Here is a 12,939-nt window from a genome sequence, read left to right as displayed (position 1 = left end):
CTTGTCTCTATTGTGGAGGTCGCTTGGCCGTTTCACGCAGAACCAGTTCAACCGGCCATAACTCATTGACATCTTTTGGAACAGTCCCGTCGAGAATATCCATCAGAAGATCAGCACAACGCTTACCCGCTGCCCGCATAGATGAGCGCGTGGCGGTCAACGAAGGCGCCATGTTGTCAGCGCTCAAAAACGATATGACGTCATCATGCGCAATGACTGAAATGTCTTTCCCAACCACAAGCCCAAAAGACCGCGCGGCTCGATAAATACCAAGTGCCGTCATCATCGAGCCAGCAACAAAGGCCGTTGGCCTGGGATTTTGTTCGAGCAGCTTTTTGGCCAAGCGATACCCGATCTCATCCGTAAAGTCTCCGTGCTCCACCAGGCATGGATTGTATGTAAGCCCTTTTTCTTCCAGTGCTCTGCGATAACCAGCATCACGGTGCAACGAAAATGTGAAACCAAAGCGACCGTTGATCATTGCGATACGTGTATGACCAAGGTCCAGCAAATGCTCGGTAGAACGATAAACCGCACCTTCATTATCAATATCCAACCAGGCATAGGGAATATCGATTTCAGATCGCCCATGAACCAAAAAAGGCATGCCGATTTCATGCAATAGTCTTATGCGCTCATCATTTGGTTTGGGGGATGTAATTATAATCGCATCAACGCGCCGGCTGGTAGCAAGTCTCCGGCACAGCTGCACCTCGTCATCGGTACCATTGCTGGCAGTGGGGCTAACGAGAATATCAACCTCGTCAAGACTAAGCCGTTCAGCCATCCCACGCATGAACTCTGCGAAATGAAACTCGCTGTTGCGCCCCATCACCACGCCGATCGCTCCTGCCCGGCCAGTCACCAACCGTACCGCGTTCACATTGGGCCGGTAGCCGAGACGAAGAGCCTCATCCATCACACGCTTACGTGTGCTCTCGGAGACCTCTGGATAACCACTCAGAGCACGACTGACGGTGGTGGCAGAGAGGCCGACTTGTTTGGCAAATTCACGAAGTTTCATAGGAAGAATAATTCTGAAAACTGTGCTGATAACGGAATGGATAAAAATTACAGTAGCTCGTAATTTTCGAAAAAACACGAACATAACGCATGAGTTGTAATAGTATTTCTAATTTAAAACGATTTCAATTTATTTGCACCTTTCTCATCCTTTCATGTTGAAAGACGCACCTTTCGTCAATCTATGTCAAAGACCAATAATTTAAAAATATTATATAATATCCAATTTTTATGCGAAATATTAGCTTAAAACAATGAGTAGGTTGACATAAATTCCGTTATCTGCAACCTTTTTGCCATCCAAACCGTTTTCAATTTTATGAATTTGAATGACTGAATGGATAGGAGGAGGAACGAATGAATATGCTGAAAGGTGGACTTACAGCTTGTGTCGCCCTTGGGCTGACGACAACGTTTGCTACAGCCGCTGAAATTTCAATTGCCGCAAATTCAACCGGCGACAATATAAAATTCCTGCAAGAGCAGATTTCGAAATTTGAAAAAGACACCGGCAATAAAGTCAATATCGTTGCCATGCCGTCATCCAGCAGCGAGCAATTCAGCCAGTATCGACTTTGGCTTGCAGCGGGTAATGCCGATATCGACGTTTATCAAACAGATATTGTTTGGGCGCCACAGCTCTCTGATCAGTTTGTGGATCTGACCGAAGCCACCAAAGATGTGACTGGCACACATTTTCCTTCAATCGTTGCCTCGCAAACCGTGAATGGAAAGCTGGTCGCTCTGCCATTTTACACCGACGCACCAGCGCTTTTCTATCGTAAGGATTTGCTTGAAAAATACGGCAAACCCGTCCCGAAAACTTGGGGTGAAATGACGGCAACTGCCAAAGAAATCATGGATAAAGAACGTGCAGATGGCAAAGCCGACCTCTGGGGTTTTGTGTTTCAGGGAAATGCATATGAAGGTCTGACCTGCAACGCCCTTGAATGGGTCAAATCATCGGGCGGCGGCCAAATCGTTGAGGCCGATGGTACAATTTCGGTGAATAATGAACAGACCGCAGCAGCACTTGACCGAGCAAAAGGCTGGATTAACACCATTTCGCCGCAAGGTGTGCTTGCCTATCAGGAAGAAGAATCTCGGGGTGTCTGGCAGACAGGCAATGCCGTTTTCATGCGAAACTGGCCTTATGCTTATGCGCTCGGCAACAATGACGACAGCGCGGTGAAGGGCAAGTTTGACGTCGCACCTTTACCCGCAGGCGCGGACGGCGAGGCCCCCTCCTCTGCACTTGGCGGCTGGAACCTAGCCGTATCCAAATATTCGACAAAGCAGGATGCCGCGATTGCGCTGGTGAAATATCTCGCTTCACCCGAAGTGCAAAAGACACAGGCTATTGAAATTTCTCGCCTTCCAACGATTCAAGCTCTGTACGATGATCAGGAAATCATCGCAGCACAGCCTTTTATGGCGAACTGGAAACCAATATTCCGAAACGCAGTCCCTCGCCCTTCAGCTGCTACCAAGGTGAAATACAATGAGGTTTCGTCCAAGTTTTGGAATGCGGTGCATAAAACGCTTTCCGGAAACGGAACCGCAGCTGAGAACCTTGAATTGCTTGAAGTCGAACTGACCGAACTCGAAGGTTCTGGCTGGTAAGGACTGTTCAAGCGGCGTTCGGATTATCGACCCAAGCAATCCGAACGCATATTTTCAAGCGCAAGATTTTTTAAAGGAAAATCATGACGGAGACCTCTCTTGATGCATCAAGAGCGGCATCGGGAACCCGACGCCACTCGGACCTCCACAAGCAGCGTATTCAGTCTGCGTGGTTGTTTCTTGCACCGACACTTCTTGTTTTGGCGCTCGTTGCTGGATGGCCGCTGCTCCGTACCATCTATTTCAGCTTCACCAATGCATCGTTGACCAGTCTAGCGACTGCCGAATTTGTCGGCTTCAAGAATTATCTGACATGGATAACCCTCAAGAGCGGCAAGACAGTTTATCGCGGGCTTCTAGCGGACCCGGCCTGGTGGGATGCCGTATGGAACACCATCCGATTCACAATTTTCTCGGTCAGCCTTGAAACACTGTTCGGCTTGATCGTGGCTTTGGTGTTGAATGCGCAATTTCGAGGCCGCGGACTGGTGCGTGCCGCAATCCTCATACCATGGGCCATCCCGACCATTGTGTCGGCCAAAATGTGGGGTTGGATGTTCAACGACCAGTTCGGCATTTTAAATCATATTCTGCTCAATCTCGGCATTATCAGCCAGAAAATCGCCTGGACCGCCAATCCGGACACGGCCATGATTGCGGTTCTGATTGTCGATGTCTGGAAGACGACGCCTTTTATGGCGCTGCTGATCCTTGCCGGTTTGCAAATGGTGCCATCTGACATTTACGAAGCCGCTAAAATCGATGGCGTTCACCCGATCAAAGTTTTCACGCGCGTGACACTTCCGCTGATACGCCCTGCCCTGATGGTCGCCGTTATCTTCCGTATGCTGGATGCGTTGCGCATCTTTGACCTGATTTACGTACTGACACCAAACAATGCCCAGACAAAAACCATGTCGGTTTTTGCGCGCGAAAATCTCTTTGATTTCGACAAATTCGCTTATGGGGCCACGGCATCAACGGTGCTGTTTCTCATCATTGCAGCCATCACTGTCCTCTACATGTTTTTTGGGCGTGTAAACCTCAGCGGCAAGGGAGAGTAGCATTATGCAACATGCGAAAACCTTCAGCTTCTATCTGCTCGTTGCCTTCATCATGCTGATTGCAGTCTTTCCGTTCTATTACGCGATAATTACGAGCTTCAAATCCGGGACCGCCCTGTTTCAGATCGACTTCTGGCCCGAAAATTTTTCAATCGCCAATTATACCGGCGTTCTGACCCATGGCAGCTTTATTGAAAGCCTTGGAAACTCACTTCTTGTAGCGACCGTCGTGGTAGCGATTTCATTATTGCTTGCCGTTACCGCCGCCTATGCGCTGGCGCGTGTGAATTTCAGAGGACGTGGGCTGTTGCTACTTACAATCTTGTCAGTGTCGATGTTTCCGCAAATCGCAGTACTTGCGGGCCTGTTCGAGCTGATCCGTTTTCTCGGCATATTCAACACGCCGCTCGCTCTAATATTTTCTTACATGATCTTCACGCTGCCCTTCACCGTTTGGGTGCTGACCATCTTCATGCGTGACTTGCCAGTCGAGATCGAAGAAGCAGCAATCGTCGATGGTGCCTCACCTTGGGTAATCATTACACGGGTTTTCATGCCACTGATGTGGCCTGCACTGGTAACAACAGGCCTGCTTGCCTTCATTTCAGCATGGAATGAGTTCATCTTTGCGCTGACCTTCACCTCGTCCGCAGGGCAGCGCACGGTGCCGGTTGCCATCGCACTTTTATCTGGCAGCAGCCAGTTTGAAATTCCGTGGGGTAACATCATGGCCGCATCCGTCGTCGTCACCGTACCTCTTGTCATCCTCGTTCTCATCTTCCAGCGGCGGATCGTTTCCGGTCTGACAGCTGGTGGCGTCAAAGGCTAGGAGTTTAACTTATGGCTCAACTTCAACTGCGCAATGTGCGCAAATCTTTCGGAAATTTTGAAGTCATCAAGGGCGTGGATATGGATATCCGGCCCGGCGAGTTCATGGTTTTTGTTGGCCCGTCAGGCTGTGGCAAGTCAACACTGCTGCGTCTGATTGCCGGACTTGAAGAGATTACCGACGGCGACCTGTCCATTGACGGATCAGTAGTGAACAGTCTCAGTCCTTCGAAACGCTGCATTGCGATGGTGTTTCAGTCCTATGCGCTCTATCCGCATATGACTGTCTATAAAAACATGGCCTTCGGGATGCAGCTTGCTGGAAAAACCAAGCAGGAATGCAAAAACCGTATTCAGTCAGCGGCTGAAATGCTGCAATTGACGCCCTATCTGGAACGCCTCCCCCGCCAGCTTTCCGGTGGCCAGCGCCAACGTGTTGCCATCGGCCGCGCCATTGTGCGCGATCCAAAAGTCTTTCTGTTCGATGAACCTCTGTCCAATCTTGACGCGGCCTTGCGCGTCGCAACTCGACTTGAGATCGCGAAGCTCCATCACAGCATGGAAAATACCACCATGATTTATGTCACCCATGATCAGGTGGAGGCTATGACGCTGGCTGACCGTATCTGTGTTTTGCGTGATGGTCGTGTGGAGCAGATTGGAACGCCGCTCGAGCTTTATGAAAAGCCAAATTCGCTGTTCGTAGCTGGCTTTATCGGATCACCAAAAATGAACTTCCTGACAGGCGAACATGCGCAAGGTTTTGATGCACACACCATCGGCCTGCGCCCTGAACACCTAACGGTAACGCATGAAAGCGGACGTTGGACAGGAAAGGTAATTCATACCGAAATTCTTGGGTCCGACACATATATCTACATCAATCTCGGCCTTGAGGAACCGCTTGTGGTCCGTGAAAACGGTGTCGCAACACGCAAGTCTGGCGAGACACTCTCCATTTCTCCCGCAGGGGAAAATATTCATCGCTTTGATGAAACCGGCCGCGCGCTCAATTGACAGCCATTTGACGCAGACCTCCCAAGTTCAATGACAGAGGCGACAACGCCAAAACAAGGAGAATAATCGTGCTTATTCGCACTATCGTCTGGGGTGAAAATGTTCACGAGAAAATCAACGAAGATGTCCGTTCAATTTATCCGGATGGGATGCACAACACGATCGCAGCAAGCCTCAACGTGGATGCGCACATTGAGGCGACAACCGCGACCTTGCAGGAGCCGGAACACGGCTTAAGCGAAGAGCGGCTTGCACAGACCGACGTGCTTGTCTGGTGGGGCCATAAGGATCATGGTGGCGTCAATGACCAAATCGTTGAACGCGTTGCAAAGCGGGTCTTCGAAGGCATGGGTCTCATCGTTCTTCATTCAGGACATTTTTCCAAGATATTCAAACGCCTGATGGGAACGCCGTGCGCATTGAAATGGCGTGAGGCAGGCGAACGCGAGCGCGTATGGGTCGTCAATCGCGGTCATCCGATTGCTCAAGGTTTGGAAGAGAACTTCGTACTTGAAAACGAAGAAATGTATGGTGAACAGTTCTCAGTACCCGAACCGCTCGAAACCGTATTTATCTCATGGTTTGAGGGCGGCGAAGTATTCCGCTCGGGCATGACCTGGCGTCGTGGCGCTGGCAATATTTTCTATTTCCGTCCCGGCCATGAGACTTATCCAACCTATCACGATGCAAATGTGCAGACCGTTCTGCGTAATTCTGTCAAATGGGCTTATAACCTACAGCCTGCCTGGACGGGAGTTCACACAGCACCAAACGTGCCCGTTGATAAGGCCCCAGAGCAAATCGAAGAACGCAGCCCGAAACTGCATAAGGCCGGCGAAGCCGGTTATCGCTGAGGTGCATGATGAGGCTTCTAATTATCGGAACGGGCGGCATGGCGAAAAGCCATGCTGAAGCCTTCAAAGCCATTGATGGTGTTGAACTGGTTGCAGCCTGCGATGTATCGGCTGAACGCGTCGATGGCTTCTCTGAAAACCACGCCATTCACGATCGCTTCACCCGACTTGAAGATGCAATCGCATGGGGCAAGTTTGATGCAGCGGCAAACGTGACACCTGACCCCATCCACCATCCGACCACACTGGCTCTTATTGATGCTGGCAAACATGTTTTCTGCGAAAAACCATTGGCGGAAAACTATGCGCTTGCGGCAGAAATGGCCGACGCTGCGGAACAGGCTGGTATCGTCAACATGGTCAATCTGACCTATCGCAATGTCGCCCCGTTGCAAAAGGCGCGTGAGGTGGTTCTTGCAGGAGAGATTGGCGAGATACGCCACTTCGAGGCATCCTATCTGCAAAGCTGGCTCGTATCAAAAGCATGGGGCGACTGGAAAACCGAAAGCAAGTGGCTTTGGCGCCTTTCCACCCAACATGGTTCCAACGGTGTTCTGGGTGATATCGGCATCCATATTCTGGACTTTGCATCTTATGCCATCGGTAGCGATATCGAGCGCGCCTCCGCGCACTTGAAAACATTCGAAAAAGCTGAAAATAATCACATCGGTGAATATGTGCTGGATGCGAATGACAGCTTCGTTATGAGCGCTGAATATGCCAATGGCGCGCTGGGTGTCATCCATGCAAGCCGTTGGGCGACAGGTCATCTCAATGAATTGCGCCTGCGCATCCATGGTGACAAGGGCGCATTGGAAGTGCTTCACACGCCTACAGGCTCAAGCCTGCGTGGCTCCATCGGTGATGACGTCGAAACAGCCACGTGGCGCGATATTGATGCCGGAACAGTTGAGACAAACTATCAACGCTTTGCACGAGCCGTCGCCAGCGATGTCGGGCTGCAGCCAGATTTCCGTCACGCAGCCAATCTGCAACGCATGCTTGATCATGCAATGAAAGTAGACAGTATCTTGCCTTCAATCTCTGGAAGTTAATCGGCCAAATGCGGGCAGTTTTCATGGATTGCCCGCATAAAAACTTTAATCTGTCAGGCCTAAGTGTTGCGCGAAAGTATTGCCTGCATATTCAGAACGCAGCAAGCCAATTTCAGATAAGCGTGGCATTAATTCATCAAGTGCCAGATGCATGGACGATGTTGAACCGCCGGGAGCGGTAATAAATCCATCGATTGCATCGACCTCAGACCATTTCTGGATTTCTTCTACCGCATCATCGACAGTACCAATAACCTGCCAATGAGCAGCGCTGATTACTTCAGGCCGCCGCAAAAGATCATTAATGTGAAGTGTCTCTTTCAACAACAGACGCTGCAACAATCCCGCATGGGTTTTGCTGCGCGTCTTTTCCGGCGGAGGTGGTAAATCGGATGGTCGGATAAGACGATCTTCAGGCCAGTCAGTCAGATCGAGGCCTGTCATTTCGCGAATATAGGAGATCTTACGCCCCCGATCTCCACGCGCATGCGTGTAGGAGAACAACTCCCTTGCTTCCTCGCGTGTAGAAGCCAGATAAAGACTCAAGCCCGGAAGCAGGCGCACATCATCGGCATGACGGCCATAGGATTGCGCGCGTGAACGCAAATCGCCACGCAGACTGATCGCAGCATCGATATCGGGTGTTGCCGAGAAAATGCCGTTTGCAACGGAGGCCGCAAAACTGCGCCCGGCAGGCGACGCCCCAGCCTGAAAGAGCGGAACGGGAACTTCTTCAAGCGAAGGAATATTCAGCGGCCCTTTGACTTTGAAGAACTCACCTTCGTGGTCTATCGGCTTGATTTGCGATGGGTCGGTGTAATGCCCAGTGGCACGGTCGCGCTTCAAAGCAGAGCCCGGAAAACTCTTCCATAACGCCTCTACCACCTGCGTGAACTCTGCCGCGCGCGCATATCGTTCGTCCGAGGTTGGCATCTCGTCGAGACCGAAATTTACATTGCCGTCGAGTGCTGTAACGATGTTCCACCCTGCCCGACCATTGCTCAAATGATGCAGCGAGAGAACCTGACGAGCAACCGCATAAGGCGGCATGAAGGTGGTGGAAACGGTGGTCAGAAGGCCGATCTTTGATGTTTCGCGGGCGATTGCTGCCATCAATACGGTCGAATCCAGACTGGCAAATCCCGGTGTGGTTTCCATGATATGGCTGTTGAGAAACAGATTGTCAGGACGAAACACAAAGTCGAGCTTTGCTGCTTCCGCGCGGCGCGCAATATCAACATAAAAGTCGGCACCAAATACACCTTCAATATCGCTGTTCTTGTGTCTCCAGCCGTCATTGCTCAGCCATGTTGGGGCAAGTGACATACCGATATGAAGCTTTTTGCGCGCGGTCATTTTCAAATCCGGTTTCTTTTCAAGACAAAAGCCGCGGACCCGAAGGCCGCGGCTGGTAAACCTGTTACGACGACAATCAGAAACTGCCTTTTAGACCAATGCCGAATGTACGTGGCATCGTCATACTTGCTTCCAAACCGCCTATACCGCGGTTTTGCTGCAGATATGTTGGCGTCCGCTCGTCAAAGATATTCTTTACGAAACCGTAAAGTTGAACGGATTCATGAAAATCATAACTCACACGAGCGTCGGCAATCGTATAGGCATCAACGACATAAGTCGGTGTGTTCGCTATGTCCGAATAATAGCCATCGGTATGGCGAACCTGCCCTGACACGTTGAGTTTCTCTGTCGCATTCCAGCTCGCGCCAACGCTGAACATATATCCTGGAGATTTTGCGAACTCATTGCCCTTATAGTTAAAATTGCTTGATATCTCGTCGATCTTTGTTCTGAGAATACCTGCGCTGGTCTTGATGGATAGATTATCCAATATTTGATAATCGAGCCCAAGCTCAAGTCCATAAGCATGAGCTTTTTCGGCATTGATCGTGTAGGACTGAACGAGGTTGTCGGGCAGAATAACGGGAATGTTATACTGCGCATTCTTGAAATCCATGTAAAATATATTACTCGTGAGCATGATCTTGTCATCAAGAAGATTAGCACGCGTAAACAGCTCGTAGTTCCAGAGCTTTTCTTCATCAAAATAGTGCCAATCACGAGAAGAAAGATTTAAAGAAACACCGCCTGGATTATAGCCTTTACTCACCATCGCGCCGACGGTTAGCTCAGGTGTAACCGCATATGCCAATGATATCTTTGGCAAGATTGCCGAAAATGTTTCATCATAATTGAGAGGCTTGGTTGTTAGCGCGGAAACACCGACACGCTCAATGCTGTCCTGTTGGAACCTCAAACCACCGGTTAAGGTCCACTGATCATTGATGCGGTAGCTCGTTTCAGCAAAAAGGCCAAGATTTGACTTGGTATCATCAAAAGTCGTTGTGCCTTGAAGCAAGAGCAATTCATCAGATTTTGTGTGAGCATAGAAGATGCCAGCGACGCCGCTGATTGTATCTTCTTGCTCGCCGTAAGTTACCCGCGCTTCGTTAGAAATATTCTTCTGATTGATATCAGCCTTACCGTATGTCGGCGTGCCGGTATGTCGGTGAACGCCCGACGCTGAAAACTGCGTCTGATTATACAACTTAAAGCCATTATCCAGATCGTAACTGATATCCAGAATGCCTGTATTGGTATCCTGCTTCCAAGTCGGCATGGAAGTCGTTAGGTGCTCAAGGTCCTCAAAACGTCCCGAAGCTGCTTCCTGGCTTGGACGATTACTGCGCGCATGAGAATAAGTGAGCTTTGCTACTAATCCCGGGATTTCCGCTGGCTCCCAAAGGAGCTTAAGACGCGCAGTCAATGCCTTGAAGTCTTGATCCGTACCTTCCGTCAGAAAGTCTGGGCTAATATAATCAATAAATGTGTCGCGTCCCGAATAATCTACAGCAAGACGTGCAGCGAGCTCATCCTTATAAACCGGGCTATTCAACATGATCGACGTGCGCTTGGAATTATAGTTCCCAATTTCTACCTGATATGCACCTTCGCGTTCAAAGGTTGGATCATTCGTATTAACTATGATCGCTCCGGCGATCGCATTTGCACCCTGCGATGTTGTCTGCGGACCTCGAAAAACTTCGATGTTTTTTACATCCCAAACAGAGGTGCCACCGTAATAATATTCATTATAGTTGAGATAGTGACCATCCATATTGATGGTAGCGCGCGGAACGGTACCACCCCAAAAGACGTTCTGACCATTGTGTGGGCCCTGCGTATCCTGACCGCGAATGACAGGCGCGCTCACCGTATCCGTGTAAACAACGTTCGGGGTACCGCGCACTACGTCAGAAACCGAAGGGTCACCCGTTTTCTGGCTGGAAATCTCATTTGCGGTAATCACCGTCACCGAAGAAGCTGTGTTTTTAATATCCCGGGCCACCTTTTCGCCGGTGATAACCAGAGTATCAAGAACCAATCCCTTGGAATCGTTCGTTTTCTGGACGTCTTGTGCGAAAGCAGGCGTTGCAGAAATTGCGGCCAATGTCAGCACACTGACATTATAGAGGAAGCCACGGGTAAAATGGATATTCATAGGTCGCCCCAAAACATGAGTATGTAGTTCATGTTCCGTTATCCGCATGGAAACAATTCCGCAATAAGGAATGCATACCGCAATACAGTATGAACGTAAGCGGATTTTGGTTGTTGCAGTTTGGCAACGCTTCGGAATATCACAGGCAACAGGCGGGGTTTGGTCTGTCATGATAAAATGCGCATTGTGTCGCGTATGATTTTGAACATAGTTCACGCTACACATGCCCCCAGCGGAATAAAGAATGACAAATGGGCATTGGTTCATCTGGCGGGAGGCTAGGCATTTGAAAGAGCAAGACGGCATTTCGTTAGAGCAAGCAGAAAGCGCGAGCGATAAACGTTCCGGTACAATTCAGTCGGTATCGATTGCCGCAAAATTTCTGAAAATTCTGGCCAATGCAGAAAATGAGCTTCCCCTTGGCGAAGTCGCCAAGCGCGCCGGTACGGGTGGATCAACTGCGCACCGTTACATGCAAAGCCTCGTCAAAGAAGGTCTGGCAAAACAAGACCCTGTCAGCGGCTTTTATGATCTGGGACCAACGGCTTTAAGTATCGGAATTGGCGCATTGAAGCGGGTCGATGCTGTCGAAATTGCGGCCCATCATATGAAAGCGCTATCGCAGCGCCACGCCATGAGTGGCGGGGTCGCGATCTGGACAGATCGAGGTCCAACACTGGTGCGCTGGTATCGCAGCGCTTATTTTTCGATCAACCCTCTGGCGCTCGGCGATACGCTGCCCGTGGACAATACAGCCTGTGGTCTGGTGTTTCAGTCGTTCTTGCCTAAAAGCAGCATTGATGCGGTGCGCAAAGTACAGCCTGCAAGCTTTCGCGGGACGCCACCTTCCAAAGCGGTGCTGGAAAAAGTTCGCACCGACCGCTGGTCTGAAATGACCAGTCACCTTCTCTCAAACGTCACCGGTCAGGCTTCACCTGTGCTTGATGCGCAAGGCGAAATCGTTTGCGTTATGACGACAGTGGCTGATCTTGGACAACTGCGCACCGATGAAGAACGCCGGGCACTGTTTTACGAAGCGTGCAAGGTCAACGAATCGACCGGCGGACTGATTGTGGATACCACGCTCGAAATGCCGGAAATCTAAGAAACTTCGTCGATTGAACTGCTGCTTTTCGGCACAATCAGTGGTGTGCCGGAAACAGGATCAGCGATAATGACTGATGCCAAACCGAAAACTTCTCCCACCAGTTTTTCGGTCACAATATCGGCAGGCTTCCCCTGGGCAATCAGAGCGCCATCACGCATCGCGATAAGGTGCGAAGCATAACGACAGGCATGATTAAGTTCATGCAAGACGGCAACCACCGTACGCCCTTGTTTGTTCAATTGAGCCAGAAGATCAAGCAGCTCGATTTGATGGGCAATGTCGAGATATGTGGTTGGCTCATCCAGCAAAAGGATAGGCGTGTCTTGTGCAAGCACCAGAGCAATCCAGACTCGCTGGCGCTGGCCACCTGACAACTCATCTACAGGGCGGTTGGCGAGTTCTGTAATCCTCGTCGAAGCCATGGCCTGCGCGACTGCTGCCTCGTCTGCTGCTGACCATTGCCGCAAAAATGACTGATGTGGATACCGTCCACGCGCAACCAGATCAGCAACCGTGATGCCTTCGGGAGCAATAGAGCTTTGCGGCAACAGCCCAAGCCGGCGCGCCGTTTCCTTTGCTGGCAGATTTGCAATATCCCCCCCATCCAGCACGACCCTACCGGTTGAAGGCTTAAGCAACCGCGACAAGGCGCGCAAAAGCGTGGATTTCCCGCAAGCATTCGGACCGACAATCACCGTAAAGGATGCATCTGGAATTGACACAGACAAATCTCGCGCAACAGTTCGCTCATCATATTTCAATGTGACGGTTTCAGCGCGAAGGCGGTGAGTCATGTACTGGGTCCTAATGGCAGATAACCACAAAATCGAATGCAGGCCGTGAAGGC

11 protein-coding genes are annotated in these 12,939 nt (G+C 50.4%); 7 read left to right on the top strand and 4 right to left on the bottom strand.

What is annotated here, in order from left to right; all coding sequences use genetic code 11:
• Nucleotides 1-7 precede the first annotated feature (7 nt).
• Nucleotides 8-1,024 (bottom strand): substrate-binding domain-containing protein, encoded by a 1,017-nt coding sequence (locus H5024_RS16130; protein ID WP_187548135.1) that lies wholly within the window; start codon nt 1,022-1,024, stop codon nt 8-10.
• A gap of 356 nt (nt 1,025-1,380) precedes the next feature.
• Here H5024_RS16130 and H5024_RS16125 point away from each other — a divergent pair, with 356 nt between their 5' ends.
• The 6 genes from H5024_RS16125 to H5024_RS16100 all read left to right on the top strand — a co-directional run bounded on the left by H5024_RS16125 (nt 1,381) and on the right by H5024_RS16100 (nt 7,464).
• Nucleotides 1,381-2,646, top strand: a complete 1,266-nt coding sequence (locus H5024_RS16125; RefSeq protein WP_187548134.1) for an ABC transporter substrate-binding protein — start codon at nt 1,381-1,383, stop codon at nt 2,644-2,646.
• Between the two features lie 83 nt (nt 2,647-2,729).
• The gene (locus H5024_RS16120; RefSeq protein ID WP_187548133.1) at nt 2,730-3,710 is read left to right on the top strand and encodes a sugar ABC transporter permease; all 981 of its coding nucleotides are present in this window, start codon (nt 2,730-2,732) and stop codon (nt 3,708-3,710) included.
• A 1-nt stretch (nt 3,711) separates the two neighbouring features.
• Entirely contained in the window at nt 3,712-4,539 is an 828-nt protein-coding gene (locus H5024_RS16115; RefSeq protein WP_187548662.1) for a carbohydrate ABC transporter permease, read from the top strand.
• Nucleotides 4,540-4,550: 11 nt separating this feature from the next.
• Nucleotides 4,551-5,555: an ABC transporter ATP-binding protein gene (locus H5024_RS16110; protein ID WP_187548132.1), complete on the top strand. Its 1,005-nt coding sequence runs from the start codon at nt 4,551-4,553 to the stop codon at nt 5,553-5,555.
• Nucleotides 5,556-5,623: 68 nt separating this feature from the next.
• Nucleotides 5,624-6,409, top strand: coding sequence for a ThuA domain-containing protein (locus H5024_RS16105; protein WP_187548131.1), 786 nt, complete (start codon nt 5,624-5,626; stop codon nt 6,407-6,409).
• 8 nt (nt 6,410-6,417) lie between these two features.
• Entirely contained in the window at nt 6,418-7,464 is a 1,047-nt protein-coding gene (locus H5024_RS16100; protein WP_187548661.1) for a Gfo/Idh/MocA family oxidoreductase, read from the top strand.
• A 45-nt stretch (nt 7,465-7,509) separates the two neighbouring features.
• Here the strand turns inward: H5024_RS16100 and H5024_RS16095 are convergent, their stop codons facing one another.
• Together H5024_RS16095 and H5024_RS16090 are read right to left on the bottom strand one after the other, a co-directional pair.
• Nucleotides 7,510-8,820 carry an NtaA/DmoA family FMN-dependent monooxygenase gene (locus tag H5024_RS16095; RefSeq protein ID WP_187548130.1) on the bottom strand — a complete coding sequence of 437 codons (1,311 nt, stop codon included), beginning with the start codon at nt 8,818-8,820 and terminating at the stop codon, nt 7,510-7,512.
• A 76-nt stretch (nt 8,821-8,896) separates the two neighbouring features.
• A complete protein-coding gene (locus H5024_RS16090; RefSeq protein WP_187548129.1) occupies nt 8,897-10,984 on the bottom strand; it encodes a TonB-dependent receptor in 2,088 nt (695 codons plus the stop codon).
• A gap of 244 nt (nt 10,985-11,228) precedes the next feature.
• Between H5024_RS16090 and H5024_RS16085 the strand changes: the two genes are divergently transcribed.
• A complete protein-coding gene (locus H5024_RS16085) occupies nt 11,229-12,089 on the top strand; it encodes an IclR family transcriptional regulator (protein ID WP_247875309.1) in 861 nt (286 codons plus the stop codon).
• Here H5024_RS16085 and H5024_RS16080 read toward each other — a convergent pair.
• Nucleotides 12,086-12,886: an ABC transporter ATP-binding protein gene (locus H5024_RS16080; protein ID WP_187548128.1), complete on the bottom strand. Its 801-nt coding sequence runs from the start codon at nt 12,884-12,886 to the stop codon at nt 12,086-12,088. The two genes, H5024_RS16085 and H5024_RS16080, sit on opposite strands and share 4 nt — an antisense overlap.
• Nucleotides 12,887-12,939 lie beyond the last annotated feature (53 nt).

The sequence above is a fragment of the Ochrobactrum sp. Marseille-Q0166 genome (assembly GCF_014397025.1).
Classification (GTDB): Bacteria; Pseudomonadota; Alphaproteobacteria; order Rhizobiales; family Rhizobiaceae; genus Brucella.
Note: the sequence above shows the minus strand (reverse complement) of the source record. Positions and strands in the feature narration are given on the sequence as shown.